Below are 17,052 nucleotides of genomic sequence, written 5' to 3' on the forward strand. Positions count from 1 at the left end.
CCGCCGGCCCCCCCCCCCCCGCCCCCCCGGCGGCCCCCCCCCCCCCGGGCGCCCCGGGGGGCCCCCCCGCCGCGGACCTACACTCCCCTCATGGGACTCTTGACCTTCGGCATCAATGTCGCCCTGGACGGCTGCGTCGACCATCGGGAGGGGATCGCCGACGACGAGACCCACGCCTTCTTCACCCGTCTCATGGACGAGGCCGGGGCGATGCTGTGGGGGCGCGTCACCTACGAGATGATGGAGGGCTACTGGCCGGCGGTCGCCCGCGGCGACGAGGAGGCGCCGCCGGCGTTGCGCGAGTGGGCCGTGAAGCTGGAGGCCAAGCCGAAGTACGTCGTGTCCTCCACGCGCCGGGACTTCCCCTGGACGGGCAGCCACCGCGTCGCCGGCGATCTGCGCACCGGCGTGCAGGAGCTCAAGGAGGCGACCCCGGCCGGCGTGCTCCTCGGCAGCGTGGGACTCGCAGCCGAACTGGAGCGGTGGGACCTGATCGACGAGTACCGATTCCTCGTCCACCCCAGGATCGTCGGCCACGGCCCCACCCTCTACGAGAGCGGGCTGCCCGGTGCCCGACGGCTCGAGCTGGTGTCGGCGGAGCCGCTCCGCAACGGCGCGATCGCCGTGCACTACCGACGCGCGCGCTGAGTCGCGGAACCCCGCGTCGCGCTTACCCTGCTCGGCCGCCCCGTGGCAAGGGGATATCCGCCCCGATCGCGGTGACCTATGCTCGCGGCCATGAACGAGGTCACGATCTTCGCCCCCTCTCCGACCCTCACCATCACCGTCGAGGAGCGCGGCGACGACGCGGAGATACACCTCCACGCCGGCGGGCAGGGGGTCTGGCAGGCGCGGATGCTGCGACGCCTGGGGATCGGGGTCAGGATGTGCTGCACGCTGACCGGGGAGCCCGGTCCCATCCTGCGCCATCTCCTGGAGGACGAGGGCTTCGCCGTCTCCGGCGTCGAGCGGCCGGGCCGGGCGTCGGCCTACGTGCACGACCGCCGCGGCGGCGAGCGGCGCGTGATCGCCGAGACGGAGGGCGAGCCCCTCAGCCGGCACGATCTCGACGAGCTGTACGGCGCGACGCTGCGCGAGGGTCTGGAGGCCGGGCTCGTCATCCTCAGCGGCCCCTCGGGCGAAGAGTCCCTTCCCGCCGACACGTATCGCCGCCTGGCCTCCGACCTCCGGGAGGGCGGCGCGGTCGTGGTCGTCGACCTCGCGGGCGAGCGCCTCGAGGCCGCCCTGGCGGCCGGTGTCGACGTGCTGAAGGTGAGCCACGAGGAGCTGCTCGACGACGGCCGCATCGACGACGCGTCCTCCGAGAGCGTACGGGCCGCGATGCGAGAACTGCGCTCGGAGGGCGCCGAGACCGTGATCGTCTCGCGGGCGAGCGAGCCGCTGCTCCTCCTGGACGCCGACGGATTCCTCGAGATCGGGAGCCCGAGGATGGCGGCGGTGGAGACCCGTGGCGCGGGCGACTCCCTCACCGCCGGCGTCGCGGCGGGCATGGCGCGCGGCGAAGCCCCTCGCGAGGCGGTTCTCACGGGCGCCGCGGCCGGGGCGCTCAACGTCACGCGGCACGGACTGGGCACCGGGAATTCCGAGACGATCGAGCGTCTCCGCGAGACGCTGAGCGTGCGCGCGCTCGACGACGACTCCGCCGGAGCGGAACCGTCCGAGGGCGCCCGGGTCAGCCCCGAAGGGCTCGCGGCGCTCGCCCGACCCCCGGAAGACGACGCCGGCGGGGACGAGCCCCGGGACGGCGAGACCCGCGAGGATGATCCTTCGGCCGAGGCGGCTGACGCGGCGGAGGCGGATCGAACGGACGGCCAGGAGCGACGGGAGGACCCGCTGTGACCCGCGCACTCATCACCAACGACGACGGCATCGACTCCCCCGGCGTCCTCGCGCTCGCCGTCGCGGCGCGCGAAGCCGGCCTCGAGGTCGTGGTCGCGGCTCCGATCCGGCAGTCGAGCGGCGCGAGCGCCTCGATCATGGCGGCGGAGGAGGGGGGCCGCATCGCGATCGAGCGGCGGGAGCTCGAGGGTCTCGAGGGGGTCGCCGCCTACGCGGTGCGCGGCGGGCCCGGCCTGATCGCGCTCATCGCTGCGCGCGGCGCGTTCGGCGAGCCCGCCGACCTCGTGCTCTCGGGCGTCAACCACGGCGCGAACGTGGGGCGCGCCGTCCTCCACTCCGGCACGGTGGGCGCCGCGCTCACGGGCGGCCTCAACGGCGCGTGGGGCGCGGCGGTGTCGCTCGACGTCGGCATGCACCCCTCGGAGTTCCACTGGGGCGCAGCCGCCGACGTGGCCGTGAGCCTGCTGCCGTTCCTGCTCGAGCGGCCGCGCGGCACCGTGGTCAACGTCAACGTGCCGAACGCTCCGGAGAACCGCGGCGTGGTCGAGGCGTCCCTCGCCCCGTTCGGCATCGTGCAGACGACCCTCACCGAGCAGGGCGCCGACCATGTGCGCCTCGCCGTTGAGGATCTGCCGAACCACCCCGAGGAGGGCAGCGATGCCGCCCTCCTCGCCGCGGGATGGGCGACGCTGAGCGGCCTCGACGCGGTGACGCACGTACCGCTGAGCTACCGCCCGGCCGAGGGCTGAGGCCTCCGGCGCGCGAGCCCGACGCCGCCCCGCGCCGAACCGCTCGGTTCCTGATCCGACGCCCAGCTTGCCGACGTACGATCCCCGCATGTCACGGATCATCATCATCGGCGGGCACGGGAAGATCGCACGGCTCCTGGAGCCCGAACTCGTCCAACGGGGCGACCGGGTCACCGCGGTGATCCGCAACCCGGATCACGCGTCGGACATCGAGAGCACGGGCGCGACCCCGGTCGTCGCCGACGTCGAACGGCTCGACACGGCGGCCATCGCCGAGATACTCGACGGCCATGACGCCGTCATCTGGTCGGCGGGAGCGGGCGGCGGCGATCCGGAGCGCACCTACGCGGTGGATCGGGATGCGGCGGTGCGCACCATGGAGGCCGCCGAGCGGGCCGGGGTGAGGCGCTTCGTCATGGTCTCCTACTTCGGGGCTCGACCCGACCACGGAGTGGACCCCGAGAATTCCTTCTTCCCCTACGCGGAGGCGAAGGCCGAGGCCGACGAGCGGCTGCGGGCCTCGACCCTCGACTGGACGATGCTCGGGCCGAGCAGGCTCACCCACGGCGACGTCACCGGCCGCATCGACGCGGACGCGCCGGAGGCGGACAGCGTGTCGCGCGCGAACGTCGCGCTGACGATCATGTCGGTGCTCGACGACGATTCGACGATCGGCAGGACCATCCGCTTCAACGACGGCGACATCCCTGTCGCCGAGGCGATCCGCCTCTGAGACCGCCCCGCCCGGCCTCCTCGACGAAGCTAGCGGGCGGCGTCGATCGCCGCGCGGTAGGCGGAGAAGTCGCGCGCCTCGCCGGGCGAGGTCTCGAAGGAGGCCAGCACCCTGCGGTTCTCGCCGATCAGCAGGGTCGCGCGCGTCGCGATGCCCCGCTCCTTCACGAACGCGCCGTACGCCTGCGCCACCGCGCCGTGCGGCCAGAAGTCGGAGAGGATCGAGAATCCGTAGTCCTCCTGCTCCGCCCACGCCCTGAGCGCGTGCACCGAGTCGACGGAGATGCCGAGCAGCCGCACCCGGCGGTCCTCGAAGACCGCCAGATTGTCGCGCAGTTCGCAGAGCTCCCCCGTGCAGATGCCGGAGAAGGCGAGCGGGAAGAACACCAGCGCGACGGGCCCCTCGGCCGTCAGCTCGCTCAGCGTCAGCTCCTCCCCGTACTGATCGGAGAGCGTGAAGTCGGGGGCCTGCCTACCTGCTTCGAGCACCAACGAGGGCTCCTTCCCGGCGCGACCGCGCCCGTTTCCGTCGAGTATCCGTCCCCTCCACAGTAGTGAGGAGCGGCGACAATCTCCGGCGGGCAGGGCCGCAGGCCTGGAGCGATACGACACCCCCGACAATGAATCGCCGGAATTCGTCGTGGGTTTTCGATAGTCTGAACGCGGACCCGCGGACCCGCGAGGCCCCGCTTTGTGCTGTTGCCCGCTCGTCGCCCATAGGCGAGGAGCGCGGGCGGAGCACGGATCATGGTGATTGGAGCACAATCGTGGCTGTGAACACACAGGACCCCTACGCGCCGGATCAGGACGATCTGGATCCGCAGGAGACGGCCGAGTGGAAGGAGTCGCTCGACGCGGTCGTCGACGAGCGAGGACCCGGCCGCGGCCGCGAGATCATGACGAGCCTGCTGGCTCGTTCGCGCGAGCTGCACCTGAGCGTTCCGCAGGTTCCCACCACCGACTACGTCAACACCATCGCCTCGGAGAACGAGCCCGACTTCCCCGGCAACGAGGAGCTCGAGCGCCGCTACCGCTCCTGGATCCGCTGGAACGCCGCCATGACCGTGCACCGCGCGCAGCGCCCCGGCATCGGCGTGGGCGGCCACATCTCGACCTACGCCTCCGCCGCCTCGCTGTACGAGATCGGCTTCAACCACTTCTTCCGCGGCCAGGACCACCCGGGCGGCGGCGACCAGATCTTCTTCCAGGGCCACGCCTCTCCCGGCATGTACGCCCGCGCATTCCTCGAGGGCCGGCTCTCGGCCGATCAGCTCGACGGCTTCCGGCAGGAGAAGTCGCACGCCGGCGGCGGCCTCCCCAGCTACCCCCATCCCCGTCTGCTGCCCGACTTCTGGCAGTTCCCCACGGTCTCGATGGGGCTCGGTCCGATCAACGCGATCTACCAGGCGCAGGCCAACAAGTACCTCACCAACCGGGGCATCAAGGACTGCTCCGACCAGCACGTCTGGGCCTTCCTCGGAGACGGCGAGATGGACGAGGTCGAGAGCCGCGGCCAGCTGCAGGTCGCCGCGAACGAGGGCCTCGACAACCTCACCTTCGTGATCAACTGCAACCTGCAGCGCCTCGACGGCCCGGTGCGCGGCAACGGCAAGATCATCCAGGAGCTCGAGAGCTTCTTCCGGGGCGCCGGCTGGAACGTCATCAAGGTCATCTGGGGCCGCGAGTGGGACGACCTGCTGGGCCGCGACGCCGACGGCGCGCTGCTGAACATCATGAACACCACGCCCGACGGCGACTACCAGACCTACAAGGCCGAGAACGGCGCCTTCGTGCGAGAGCACTTCTTCGGTCGGGACGAGCGCGCGCTGAAGCTCGTCGAGGACTACACCGACGACCAGATCTGGGGCCTGCGCCGCGGCGGCCACGACTACCGCAAGGTCTACGCCGCGTTCAAGGCCGCGACCGAGCACACGGGCCGCCCCACCGTGATCCTCGCGAAGACGATCAAGGGCTACGGCCTCGGCCCCCACTTCGAGGGCCGCAACGCGACCCACCAGATGAAGAAGATGACGCTGGAGGATCTGAAGCTCTTCCGCGACACCATGCACATCCCGATCTCGGACGCGCAGCTCGAGGCCGATCCCTACCTGCCCCCCTACTACCACCCCGGGGAGCAGGACGAGGCGATCCAGTACATCCACGAGCGCCGCCGCGCCCTCGGCGGGTACCTCCCCGAGCGCCGCACCACTCACGTGGATCTCGCGCTGCCGGAGGAGAAGAGCTACGCGATCGCGAAGAAGGGCTCGGGCCAGCAGGAGGCGGCGACCACGATGGTCTTCGTGCGCCTGCTCAAGGACCTGATGCGCGACAAGGGCTTCGGCTCGCGCTTCGTGCCCGTCATCCCCGACGAGGCCCGCACCTTCGGCATGGACTCCTACTTCCCCACGTCGAAGATCTACAACCCCAACGGGCAGAACTACATCTCGGTGGACCGCGACCTGCTGCTCGCCTACAAGGAGAGCCCGCAGGGCGTGCTGGTGCACGTCGGCATCAACGAGGCCGGCGCGGCGGCCGCGTTCACGGCGCTCGGCACCTCCTACTCGACGCAGGGCCAGCCGCTGATCCCGATCTACATCTTCTATTCGATGTTCGGCTTCCAGCGCACCGGCGACGCGATCTGGGCCGCCGGCGACCAGATGACCCGCGGGTTCATGATCGGCGCGACCGCCGGCCGCACAACGCTGACGGGCGAGGGCCTCCAGCACGCCGACGGCCACTCGCTCACGCTGGCCTCGACGAACCCCGCGGTGGTGGCCTACGATCCGGCCTACGGGTACGAGATCGGGCACATTGTGCGCTCGGGCATCGAGCGCATGTACGGCGGCGAGCACCCCGATCCCAACGTCATGTACTACCTCACGGTCTACAACGAGCCGATCGTGCACCCGGCGGAGCCCGAGAACGTGGACGTCGAGGGCATCGTGCGCGGCATCCACCGCGTCAAGCCCGCGCTCATGGGCAACCACCGCGCCCAGATCCTCGCGTCGGGCGTCGCGGTGCCCTGGGCCATCGAGGCGCAGGAGCTGCTGCTGCAGGACTGGGACATCGCCGCCGACGTCTGGAGCGTCACGAGCTGGTCCGAGCTGCGCCGCGACGGCGAGAGCGCCGAGCGCCACAACTTCCTGCACCCGGAGGAAGAGGCCCGCACCTCCTATCTCGCCGACAAGCTGCGGGGCGCCGAGGGCCCCGTCGTCGCCGTGAGCGACTGGGAGACCCAGGTGCCGGATCAGATCCGCCCGTTCGTCCCGGGCGACTACTCGGTGCTCGGGGCCGACGGCTTCGGCTTCTCCGACACGCGGGCCGCCGCCCGCCGCTTCTTCGCGATCGACCGCGAGTCGGTCGTGGTGAAGGTGCTGCAGCGCCTCGCGGCGCAGGGCAAGATCGAGGCCGACATCCCCCGCCGGGCCGCCGAGAAGTACCGTCTGCTCGACGTGAACGCCGGCACGACCGGCGGTGCGGGCGGCGAGGCCTAGGGCCCGGGTCGCCGAGCATTCGATGGACCGTTCGAAGGAGCAGGAGCTCGCCTGGCTGCGCACCATCACCGGTGAGCTCGCCACGCAGACGATCACCCGCCTCGACGAGACGCTGCCCTGGTACGGCGACATGCCGCCGGGGCGGCGCTCCGCAGTCGGGCTGGTCGCGCAGACCGGCATCAGCTCGTTCATCCAGTGGTACGAGGATCCGAGCTCCACGCCGTGGATCGCCTCCGACGTGTTCAGCGCCGCGCCGCGCGAGCTGCTGCGCTCGATCAGCCTCCAGGAGACCCTGCAGCTGATCCGCGTGGTGGTCTCGGTCGTCGAGGAGCGCGTCGCCCCGAGGAGCGAGGCGCTCCGGGAGGCCGTGCTGCACTACTCGCGTGACGTCGCGTTCGCCGCAGCCGACGTCTACGCCCGCGCCGCCGAGGCGCGGGGCCTGTGGGACGCCCGGCTCGAGGCGCTCGTCGTCGACTCGATCCTCACGGGCGAGTCCGACGACGAGCTGCCCAGCAGGATCGCCGCGCTCGGCTGGCACGGCGACGGCGAGGCCGCGGTGCTCGTCGGCACCTCCGAGCGGGTCGTCGACGTCGATCACATCCGCCGCACGGCCAGGCACTCGGGCGCCGACGTGCTGATCGGCCTGCAGGGCACTCGCCTGGTGCTGGTGCTCGGGCGCGCCGACGAGCAGCCGAGGGATCCGGGGGCGCCGCAGCCCGAGCCGCTCAGCTTCCTGGAGATCGCGACCCGGCTGGCCGACGGCTTCTCGGACGGCCCGCTCGTGCTCGGGCCGACGGTCGAGAACCTGGTCGAGGCCTCGCGCAGCGCTCGGGCCGCGCTCGCCGGCATCGCCGTCGCGAGGTCGTGGCGCAACGCCCCCCGTCCGGTCCCGGCCGACGACCTCCTGCCCGAGCGCGCGCTCGCCGGCGACGGCCTCGCCAGGCGCACGCTCATCGAGCAGATCTACGAGCCGCTCATGGCGCACTCGAGCGAGCTGATGGAGACGCTGTGGTGCTACCTCGACAACGGCCGCTCGCTCGAGGCCACCGCCCGCGAGCTGTTCGTGCACCCCAACACCGTGCGCTACCGGTTGAAGAAGGTCTCCGAGGTCATCGGCTGGAACGCGACCGGCGCCCGCGAGGCCCTCATCATCCAGTCGGCGCTCATCGTGGGGTCGATCGCCCAGCACGGCCCGCGGAGGAGCGCCAAGCCCAGAAAATAGCCGGATCCGACAAGCCAATCCGGCTTACACAGTCGAAACCGTGCAAAACACGTCCCCCATATCCCGAATCCTTCGCACCGATCTGAGACACTGTAGAGCGTGATTGTTATCGCCTGCCCTGGACAGGGCTCCCAGACCCCCGGATTCCTGAGCGAGTGGCTCGAGGATCCCGCGGCCAGAGACTTCCTCGGTCAGGCCTCCGAGACCCTCGGCGTCGACCTCGTCGCGCACGGCACCGAGAGCGACGCCGAGACGATCCGCGACACCGCGATCGCCCAGCCGCTCATCGTCGCGGCCAGCATCCTCGCTCGGCGCGCGCTCGAGCAGCGCGTCTCGATCGACGCGGCGGGCGTCGCGGGCCACTCGGTGGGCGAGTTCGCCGCCGCGGCCGCCGCGGGCGTGCTGTCCGACGCCGACGCCCTCTCGCTCGTGGGCGTGCGCGGCCGGGCCATGGCGGAGGCAGCGACGGCCGCCGACACCGGTATGTCGGCGGTCGTCGGAGGCGTGGAGGCCGACGTGCTCTCCACGATCGAGGCGCACGGCCTCACCCCGGCCAACCGCAACGGCGGCGGCCAGGTCGTCGCCGCGGGCGCGATCGACAGCCTGGCGGCGCTCGCGGAGGACGCGCCGCGAGGGGCCCGGGTCATCCCGCTGCAGGTCGCCGGCGCCTTCCATACCGAGTACATGGCGAGCGCCGTCCCCGCGCTGCGCGAGGCCGCCGAGCAGGTGAGCGTCTCCGATCCGGTGCGCCCGCTGTGGACCAACGCCGACGGCTCCCGGGTGAGCGACGGCTCGCGATTCCTCGAGCTCCTGGTGTCGCAGATCGCGAATCCCGTGCGCTGGGACGCGTGCATGGAGGGCTTCCGGGAGGCCGGGATCACCGGGCTCATCGAGCTGACGCCGGCCGGTGCGCTGACGGGGATCGCGAAGCGGGCGCTCAAGGGCGTGCCGGCGGTCGCGGTGAAGTCCCCCGCCGACCTCGACGCCGCGGTTCAGCTCATCACCGACTCGGCCGCCTGATCCGGGCCGGTCCCCACGCACGCACGACAGAAGGAACAGCACATGGCGACGCTTGTTCAGCCCACGGGCCCCGCGCACACCAGGATCCTCGCCGTGGGCGCCGCCCGCGGCGACCTCGACGTTCCGAACGACGACCTGGTGGGGCCGATCGACTCGTCCGACGAGTGGATCAGACAGCGCACCGGGATCATTCAGCGGCGTCGCGCGAGCGCCGATGTGCTGGCCGTGGATCTCGCCGTGGGGGCGGGCGAGGAGGCGCTCCGTCGCGCCGGCATCGACCGCTCCGAGGTCGACGGCGTGATCATCTCGACGATCTCGAACGTCGCCGTGACCCCCTCGATGGCCTCCCTCGCGGCTCACCGCCTCGGCCTGACCCCTGCGGCCGCGTTCGACATCTCCGCCGCCTGCGCCGGTTACGTCTACGGCGTCGCCCAGGCCGACGCGCTCGTGCGCGGGGGGATCTGCAGGAACGTGCTCGTGATCGGCGCCGAGAAGCTCTCCGACCTCGTCTCCCCCACCGACCGCTCGATCTCGTTCCTGCTGGCCGACGGCGCGGGCGCCGTCGTGGTCGGCCCGAGCGACCGCACCGGCATCGGCCCCACCGTCTGGGGATCCGATGGCGAGAAGTGGGAGACGATCGGCATGACCTCCTCGTTCGAGCAGTACCGCCACGGGGAGGGCCAGGTCGCGTGGCCGACGCTGCGCCAGGACGGGCAGACCGTCTTCCGCTGGGCCGTCTGGGAGATGGCGAAGGTGGCCCGGCGCACGCTCGAGCTCTCGGGCGTCGAGGCCGGCGATCTGGCCGCGTTCATCCCGCACCAGGCCAACATGCGCATCGTCGACGAGTTCGCGAAGCAGCTGAAGCTGCCGGAGTCGGTCGCCATCGCCCGCGACATCGAGATGCAGGGCAACACCTCCGCGGCGTCCGTGCCGCTGGCGATGCACCAGCTGCTCGAGGATCGACCGGAGCTCTCGGGCGGGCTCGCGCTGACGATCGGCTTCGGAGCCGGCCTCGTCTACGGCGCGCAGGTCATCGAACTGCCGTAGCCGCGGCTTCGTGGCATGCTAAGTCTCTAGGTTTTATCGACGTCACCACCCCAACCCAACACAAGGAGAAACAGATGGCATTCAGCAACGAAGAGGTCCTCGCAGGTCTTGCGGAGCTCATCAACGACGAGACCGGGATCGCGGCCGACGTCGTTGCGCTCGACAAGTCGTTCACCGACGACCTCGACATCGACTCGATCTCGATGATGACCATCGTGGTCAACGCCGAGGAGAAGTTCGACGTGAAGATCCCCGATGAGGAGGTCAAGAACCTCAAGACCGTCGGCGACGCCGTCGACTTCATCGTCAAGGCTCAGGCCTAGGCACCCTGCGGCTGGGGAGAGGGAGCGGACCCCCCTCCCTCCTCCCCCGGCCCACAGATTTTCCCGGCCCGGATCGCCCGAGGCCGCACCTTCCACACACCACGCGGAGCAGGCAATGAATACTCAGAAGATCGTCGTGACCGGCATCGGCGCCTCCTCGCCCATCGGCGGGACCGCAGCCGACAGCTGGCAGGCCCTCCTCGCCGGCGAGTCGGGTATTCGCACACTCGACAACGACTGGGCCGAGCAGTACGGCCTCGCGGTGAACTTCGCCGGCACCGCGAAGGTCGACCCTGCGGAGGTGCTGGAGCGCCCCGTCGCCAAGCGTCTCGACCCCTCGAGCAGGTTCGCCCTCGTCGCCGCGCTCGAGGCGTGGGCCGACGCGGGCCGGCCGGAGGTGCCCGGCGAGCGGCTCGGCGTCGACTGGGCGACCGGCATCGGCGGTCTCTGGACGCTGCTCGACGCCTGGGACACGCTCAAGGAGAAGGGCCCGCGGCGGGTGATGCCCCTGACGGTCCCCATGCTGATGCCGAACGCGCCCGCCGCGGCCGTGTCGATGCACCTCGAGGCCCGCGCCTTCGCGCGCACGGTCGCCTCCGCGTGCGCCTCCAGCACCGAGTCGATCGCCAACGCGTACGAGCACCTGCAGTTGGGGCTCGCCGACGTGGTGATCGCGGGCGGCGCGGAGGCGGCGATCCACCCCGTGACGCTCGCGTCGTTCAACTCGGCCCAGGCGCTGTCGAAGCGGACCGACTCCCCCGAGACGGCCTCCCGCCCCTACAACATCGACCGGGACGGCTTCGTGATGGGCGAGGGCGCAGCGGCCCTCGTCCTCGAGACCGAGGAGCACGCCCTCGCGCGAGGCGCCAGGATCTACGCCGAGGTGGCGGGCGGCGGCGTCACGGCCGACTCGTACCACATCACCGCGAACGACCCCGAGGGCCGAGGCGCTGCTCGCGCCGTCGAGCTCGCGCTGGCGCAGGCGGGCGCCACCGTCGACGAGGTGACCCACATCAACGCCCACGCCACCTCGACGCCCGTCGGCGACATCGCGGAGTACACCGCGCTGCACCGCGTCTTCGGCGACCGGGTGAAGGAGATCCCCGTCTCCGCGACGAAGGCGGCGACCGGCCACCTGCTCGGCGGCACGGGCGCGCTCGAGGCCGTGTTCTCGGTGCTCGCGGTGCATCACCGTATCGCCCCGCCGACGATCAACCTGACCGAGCAGGATCCCGAGATCCCGCTCACCGTCTCGGGAGAGCCGATGCCGCTCGGCGACGGGCCGCAGCTCGCGATCTCGAACTCGTTCGGCTTCGGGGGCCACAACGCCGTCGTCGCCGTGCGCTCGGTCTAGGTCGTCGGAGACCGGTCCGGCCCCACCCCGTCGCCGCGGCCTCCGACGCCCTCGCGGCGTCGGAGGTCGTTCCGCGTGCGGCTCGGCCCTGCGGCGATCCTTCTGTGACACCAGATGAAGCGCGAATGAGCGCGTTCCCCGATCCCGCGCTACGGTGAGACTGTGAAACCGTTCCTCCTCATCACCACCCGCGGCGAGCACGTCGCCGCCGCCGAGGAGCACGCCCTGTACTGCCATCTCACGGGCCTGCTGCCCGAGGATCTCGAGTGGCTCCGCGTCGATCAGGCGCCGCTCGGCGCCGTCGACTTCGACCGGTACTCCGGCATCATCCTCGCCGGCAGCCCGTTCACGGTGAGCGAGCCGGAGGAGGCGAAGTCGGCCACCGAGCGGCGCGTGGAGCGCGAGCTCGCCGCGCTGCTCGACGAGGTGATCGCGCGCGACTTCCCGTTCCTCGGCGTCTGCTACGGCATCGGCACGATCGGTGCGCACCAGGGCGCGCGCGTGGACCGCACCTACGGGGAGACCTCGCAGGCGGCGCGCATCACGCTGAACGAGGCGGGTCGGCAGGATCGGCTGTTCACCGAGCTGCCCGACGAGTTCGACGCCTTCGTCGGGCACAAGGAGGCGATCAGCGAGGTGCCCGCGCACCTGACGGTGCTGGCGAGCTCCGCGACCTGCCCCGTGCAGGCGCTGCGGGTGGGCCGCAACGTGTACGCCACGCAGTTCCACCCCGAGCTCGACGCGCGGGCGTTCTCGGATCGGGTGCGCACCTACGCGAACCACGGCTACTTCCCCGCGAGCGAGGTCGACCGCATCATCGAGCGAGTCTCAGCAGCCGACGTGCGCGCCTCGCACATGGTCCTCGGCCGCTTCATCGAGGAGTACCTCTCGTCGGCGCCGGTGCCTGCGCGTTCGTCCGAGACTCCGGATCCCGCGACGCCCGGATCCGTGCAGCGCTCCGCTCGGGCGCCCGTCGCCGCCTGAACCGTCCCGGATCGGATGGGAATCGACGGGGATTCCGGGCCGACGGAGCTCCCGAACCGCAGCACGAGGAGGAGCGTCGCGAGGGGGAATCCGGGTGCGTCTCCCCCTACTTCCGGTGCGTGGACTCCTCACCCGAGCCGTCCTGCACCATCACCGCGCCCAGCGCATCGTTCCCGGCGGCCCCGTACTCGAACACGTCGTCGGCGAGCTCGTCCCGCTCCTCCGCGGTGAGCGTCTGCTCCGTGACGACCCGGATGGTGTCGGCCGAGACGTCCTCGTATCGACTCACCGCGTGGAGGAGGCTGGAGTCGGGAACCTCGGCCAGGGCATCCTCCACCTGCATCTCGATCTCCTCCGCGAGGCCCGTGCCGTCCTCCGTCATCTCCTGGACCTCCCCGGATCCCTCCGTCGGGATCGCGGTGCACGCCACCGCGCCGGTGGTGAGGGCGAGCGCGAGCGCTCCGGACGCCGTGACTGCGAGTGCGTTGTTTCTCATGCCGCCGAGGCTAGGCTCCGTGCCCTCCTCTGCGGGAGGGGCTTGACTTCGCGAAGGCGCATGGGATCGCAGCGGATCCGCCCCGATGCCGCACCGTCAGGGGTGCCGATCGGGCTTCAGGGGAGGGCGAAGAGCGGTGGGGCGTGCGGGGCTTGAACCCGCGACCGACGGATTATGAGTCCGCTGCTCTAACCGGCTGAGCTAACGCCCCTGGGCAACTGCTCCATCCTATCGGAACGGACCGACCCGCTTCGCCTGCCCACCCCCGGCGCCGCGCCTCGGCAGCCGTGCACCCGGCCTCCGCAGTTGCATCGGAACCGCGGTGGTGTCGATGCAGCCACGGAGGCTCGATGCCTGGGCTCGGCATCGCGTCCCGCGAACCGAGGTCATCGTGGAGGGTCGCCCGCGCGGGATCGCGCGATGTGACCCTCACCGTTGCCGGCGTCGCCGGCGACCATGTGCCGGGCGCTCACGCGCGGGACGAGCGTCCACAGCGCGGCGACGACGAGCACGCCGCACGCGAGGGCGATGAACCCCGCCGCGCGGCTGACCGTGAAGTCGAAGATGAGGCTCGTGACCCCGACTGCCAGCGCCGCGACGGCCGCGAGGTCGGCCACGAGCAGCCGGTTGCCCACGCGCACGATGCGCTCCTTCTGGCCGCGCCCGAAGTACATGCGGTGCAGGCTCACGGGTGCGAGCCCGAGTGCGGTCGCGAGACCCGCGAGGCCCACGAGCACCAGGTACAGGTCCCGCTGGTACGCGTCCAGCTCGGTGAATCGGGGCTGGAACGCCACCGCGAGCAGGAATGCGGTGAGGATCTGCGTGCCGGTCTGGGCGACGCGGAGCTCCTGCAGGATCTCGTTCCAGTTGCGATCCGCTCGTTCGTTCGGAGTCTCGGCCCGACCGTCGTCGGGCAGCGCGTCGCTGTGCACCATGTCGTCATCGTACTCGTCGTCCGACCCCGGCATGATCGGGTTGCGCCCGGGTCGCGGCGCGGAGTAGGAGCGGGGCCCGGCCTATCCGCGACGGGCGGCTCCCGCACAGGGCGCCGATGCCATACTGGTCGGGTGGTTCGCGAACTCTTCTCCTCGCACGCGCTCGACGTGGCGCCGAACCTGCTCGGCGGCCTCCTCACCCTCGACGGAGCCGGCGGACCGGTCACGGTGCGCATCACGGAGGTCGAGGCGTATCACGGCGTCGGCACGCCGGGGCCGTACGACCCCGGATCCCACTCCCGGGATCGGCGCACGGAGCGGAACGCCTCCATGTTCGGCCCGCCCGGGCACGCCTACGTGTACTTCAGCTACGGCATGCACTTCGCCCTCAACATGGTCTGCTCCCCCGAGGGCGTCGCCTCCGGGGTGCTCATCCGGTCGGGAGAGGTCGTCGCGGGCGCGGACATCGCACACGCCCGTCGCGAGGCGAAGCGCGGGACCGTCGCGGCGCCGATCCCCGACCGCATGCTCGCCCGAGGACCGGGCAACCTGGCTGCCGCGCTCGGGATCACCCGTCCCGAGCACGACGGGCTCGATCTGCTCGCGGCCCCGTTCGCCTTCCGGCCGGGGCAGGGTCCGGTGCCGGTCGAGACGATCGCGAGCGGCCCCCGCGTCGGCGTGGCGGGCGAGGCCGGCGGCCCCGCCTTCCCGTGGCGGTTCTGGATCGCCGGCGACCCGACGGTCTCGGCGTTCCGCCCCGGCCGCGGGGCTCCCCGGATCTGACCGGACTCAGCCGTCCTCGCCGGCCCGCTCCTCGGGCACCGGGACCCGGCCCGTCACCGCCGGCAGATGGGACTTGCCGACCTGGGGATGATGCTTCGCCAGTCCGAGCACCCCGACCACGGCGACGGCTCCCGAGACGACGAAGGCCGCGATCGCGAGCCCCGAGGCGCTTGCGGCCTCGCCGAGGACGACGATGCCGATGAGCACCGCCACGATCGGGTCGATGACCGTGAGCCCCGCGACGACGAGGTCGGGCGGGCCCGAGGAGTACGCGTTCTGCACGAAGACCATGCCGAGCAGCGCCCCCAGCACGAGGGCCAGCACGCACGCCCACGTCAGCCACTCGAACTCGCCCTGCTGGAGCCGGCCGATCACCGACTTCGCGAACGTCGCCACGAACCCGTAGAGCACGCCGGATCCCACGATGTAGATCAGGGCGACGCCGCGGTGGCGGAAGAGCACGAAGAGCACGAGCGCGAGCAGGAACACCACGCCGAACGCGATGAGGATCGTGATGAGCTTCGCGTCGGTGACGGGCCGGTCGGCCGCGCTGAAGGCGGCGATGGTGACGAAGGCGACGATGCCGCCCACCGCGAGGGCGACGGAGAGCTGCGCCCGACGCCCCAGCCGCACCCCGCTCATGCGGGAGTTGAGCACGGCGGTCACCACGAGCGCCACGACGCCGATGGGCTGCACGACGATGAGGGGGGCGAAGGAGAGCGAGCCGATCTGGAAGACCACCGCGAGCCCGAGCAGCAGCGTGCCGATGACCCAGGAGGGCCGCCGCAGCATGCTCAGGATATGACGGAGGGACAGACCCGAGCCGGCGCTCTGCCCGACGATCCTCTCGACCTTGTTCAGCCCCCGCGACTGGTACTGGGCGCCGAAGGAGAGCAGCACGGCGCCGACGAGCGCCATCGGGATGCCGATCAGCTGTCTGCCGTTCATCGAGGCGACCTCCGCGAGGTCGCCGTCGGCGCTGAGCAGCCCGGTCAGCACCGGGCCCGCGAGCAGAACCTGACTCAGAAGCACAGACATACGTTACCCCGAATCCCCGGCCGTCGCCGCCGGCCATGCGGGTCTCGCCGATGATCGGTACCGAGGTACTACGTCACCGCTCCCCGCGCATCAGTTCGACGAGGCGCGCGGCGGCGCGCGGCACCTCGTCGTTGATGATCACCTCGTCGAACTCCTCCGCGGCGGCGAGTTCGACCTTCGCGGTCTCCAGCCGGCGGTCGCGCTCCTCGGCGTCCTCGGTGCCCCGACCGACGAGGCGGTTCACCAGTTCGTCCCAGCTGGGGGGCGCGAGGAAGACGAGCCGTGCGGCGGGCATGCTGGCCCGTACCTGGCGCGCGCCCTGCAGATCGATCTCGAGCAACACGAGTTCGCCCCGCTCGGCGGCCTGGACGACGGGGCCGCGCGGGGTGCCGTAGCGGTACTTGTTGTGCACCGTGGCCCACTCCAGCAGCTCGTCGGCGGCGAGCATGCGGTCGAAGCGCTCGTCGTCCACGAAGAAGTAGTGGACGCCGTCGATCTCCCCGGGCCTCGGCCGTCGCGTGGTCGCGGAGACGGAGAGCTTCACCTCGGGGAAGTGCTCCCGGATGTAGGCCGCCACCGTCCCCTTGCCCACCGCGGTCGGTCCGGCGAGCACGGTCAACGGGGGCCGGTCGCCGGCCGCGTCGGTGCCGAGACGCCGCCGCACGAACCCCTCGAGGCGCGTGCGCTGCTGGCGCCCGAGGCCGCCGAGGCGCTTCCGGTCCGAGATCGCGAGCTCCTCGAGCAGCCGTTCGCTCTTGACCTGGCCGATGGAGGGGAAGGAGAGCAGGAAGTCGGTGATGCGCAGCGACGCCGCCGGGGTGCCGGGCGTCTGAGCCTGCTCCAGCACCTTCAGCGGGGAGGTCTCGCCGCTGCGCAGGCGGTGCTTCAAGTCCGCCCGCGCTCGTCGCGCCGCGATCGCCGCGCGGTTGGCCGCGGCGCGATCCACCTCGGGCATCGGGGCTCCCTGCGTCGCCCGCTGCTGCGTCTTCCGGGTCTCCTCGCTCATTGCTTCCCT

General features: G+C 71.5%; 17 protein-coding genes and 1 tRNA gene. 12 read left to right on the top strand and 6 right to left on the bottom strand.

Annotation, left to right across the window (positions count from 1 at the left end):
* Window positions 1–90: 90 nt before the first annotated feature.
* From JD276_RS03690 to JD276_RS03705, 4 genes are all read left to right on the top strand, one after another.
* The gene (locus JD276_RS03690; RefSeq protein ID WP_200114039.1) at window positions 91–648 is read left to right on the top strand and encodes a dihydrofolate reductase family protein; all 558 of its coding nucleotides are present in this window, start codon (window positions 91–93) and stop codon (window positions 646–648) included.
* Window positions 649–738: 90 nt separating this feature from the next.
* Window positions 739–1,860: a 1-phosphofructokinase family hexose kinase gene (locus JD276_RS03695; protein ID WP_200114041.1), complete on the top strand. Its 1,122-nt coding sequence runs from the start codon at window positions 739–741 to the stop codon at window positions 1,858–1,860.
* Complete coding sequence (surE, locus tag JD276_RS03700) at window positions 1,857–2,609, top strand: 5'/3'-nucleotidase SurE (protein WP_200114043.1); 753 nt, start codon at window positions 1,857–1,859, stop codon at window positions 2,607–2,609. Before JD276_RS03695 ends, surE begins: the two co-directional genes overlap by 4 nt.
* An 88-nt stretch (window positions 2,610–2,697) precedes the next feature.
* On the top strand, window positions 2,698–3,342 hold the full coding sequence (locus JD276_RS03705; protein WP_200114045.1) for an SDR family oxidoreductase: 645 nt from the start codon (window positions 2,698–2,700) through the stop codon (window positions 3,340–3,342).
* A gap of 29 nt (window positions 3,343–3,371) precedes the next feature.
* On the opposite strand, the gene JD276_RS03710 is transcribed toward JD276_RS03705, so the two are convergent.
* A complete protein-coding gene (locus JD276_RS03710; protein ID WP_200114047.1) occupies window positions 3,372–3,833 on the bottom strand; it encodes a peroxiredoxin in 462 nt (153 codons plus the stop codon).
* 275 nt (window positions 3,834–4,108) lie between these two features.
* Here JD276_RS03710 and aceE point away from each other — a divergent pair, with 275 nt between their 5' ends.
* The 7 genes from aceE to JD276_RS03745 all read left to right on the top strand — a co-directional run bounded on the left by aceE (window position 4,109) and on the right by JD276_RS03745 (window position 12,785).
* Window positions 4,109–6,835 carry a pyruvate dehydrogenase (acetyl-transferring), homodimeric type gene (aceE, locus tag JD276_RS03715; protein WP_200114049.1) on the top strand — a complete coding sequence of 909 codons (2,727 nt, stop codon included), beginning with the start codon at window positions 4,109–4,111 and terminating at the stop codon, window positions 6,833–6,835.
* Between the two features lie 22 nt (window positions 6,836–6,857).
* Complete coding sequence (locus tag JD276_RS03720; protein ID WP_200114051.1) at window positions 6,858–8,057, top strand: PucR family transcriptional regulator; 1,200 nt, start codon at window positions 6,858–6,860, stop codon at window positions 8,055–8,057.
* Window positions 8,058–8,156: 99 nt separating this feature from the next.
* Entirely contained in the window at window positions 8,157–9,077 is a 921-nt protein-coding gene (locus tag JD276_RS03725; RefSeq protein WP_200114052.1) for an ACP S-malonyltransferase, read from the top strand.
* A 42-nt stretch (window positions 9,078–9,119) separates the two neighbouring features.
* Window positions 9,120–10,124: a beta-ketoacyl-ACP synthase III gene (locus tag JD276_RS03730; RefSeq protein ID WP_200114053.1), complete on the top strand. Its 1,005-nt coding sequence runs from the start codon at window positions 9,120–9,122 to the stop codon at window positions 10,122–10,124.
* A 74-nt stretch (window positions 10,125–10,198) separates the two neighbouring features.
* Window positions 10,199–10,447 (top strand): acyl carrier protein, encoded by a 249-nt coding sequence (locus JD276_RS03735; protein ID WP_017794148.1) that lies wholly within the window; start codon window positions 10,199–10,201, stop codon window positions 10,445–10,447.
* A gap of 115 nt (window positions 10,448–10,562) precedes the next feature.
* A complete protein-coding gene (locus JD276_RS03740; RefSeq protein ID WP_200114054.1) occupies window positions 10,563–11,801 on the top strand; it encodes a beta-ketoacyl-[acyl-carrier-protein] synthase family protein in 1,239 nt (412 codons plus the stop codon).
* 162 nt (window positions 11,802–11,963) lie between these two features.
* Window positions 11,964–12,785, top strand: a complete 822-nt coding sequence (locus JD276_RS03745; protein ID WP_200114055.1) for a glutamine amidotransferase — start codon at window positions 11,964–11,966, stop codon at window positions 12,783–12,785.
* A gap of 106 nt (window positions 12,786–12,891) precedes the next feature.
* Here JD276_RS03745 and JD276_RS03750 read toward each other — a convergent pair whose 3' ends face one another.
* The 3 genes from JD276_RS03750 to JD276_RS03760 form a co-directional block, all read right to left on the bottom strand.
* Window positions 12,892–13,281, bottom strand: coding sequence for a hypothetical protein (locus tag JD276_RS03750; RefSeq protein WP_200114056.1), 390 nt, complete (start codon window positions 13,279–13,281; stop codon window positions 12,892–12,894).
* Between the two features lie 137 nt (window positions 13,282–13,418).
* A tRNA-Ile gene (locus tag JD276_RS03755) sits at window positions 13,419–13,492 on the bottom strand.
* 175 nt (window positions 13,493–13,667) lie between these two features.
* Window positions 13,668–14,216: a DUF6328 family protein gene (locus tag JD276_RS03760; protein ID WP_233615300.1), complete on the bottom strand. Its 549-nt coding sequence runs from the start codon at window positions 14,214–14,216 to the stop codon at window positions 13,668–13,670.
* 132 nt (window positions 14,217–14,348) lie between these two features.
* On the opposite strand from JD276_RS03760, the gene JD276_RS03765 reads away from it, so the two are divergent.
* Window positions 14,349–14,999, top strand: coding sequence for a DNA-3-methyladenine glycosylase (locus JD276_RS03765; protein ID WP_200114057.1), 651 nt, complete (start codon window positions 14,349–14,351; stop codon window positions 14,997–14,999).
* A 6-nt stretch (window positions 15,000–15,005) separates the two neighbouring features.
* On the opposite strand, the gene JD276_RS03770 is transcribed toward JD276_RS03765, so the two are convergent.
* Window positions 15,006–16,031, bottom strand: a complete 1,026-nt coding sequence (locus JD276_RS03770) for a DMT family transporter (RefSeq protein ID WP_307866430.1) — start codon at window positions 16,029–16,031, stop codon at window positions 15,006–15,008.
* Between the two features lie 79 nt (window positions 16,032–16,110).
* Window positions 16,111–17,043: a guanylate kinase gene (gmk, locus tag JD276_RS03775; protein ID WP_233615301.1), complete on the bottom strand. Its 933-nt coding sequence runs from the start codon at window positions 17,041–17,043 to the stop codon at window positions 16,111–16,113.
* Window positions 17,044–17,052: the final 9 nt, after the last annotated feature.

This window comes from Leucobacter chromiisoli, assembly GCF_016522505.1.
Classification (GTDB): domain Bacteria; phylum Actinomycetota; class Actinomycetes; order Actinomycetales; family Microbacteriaceae; genus Leucobacter; species Leucobacter chromiisoli.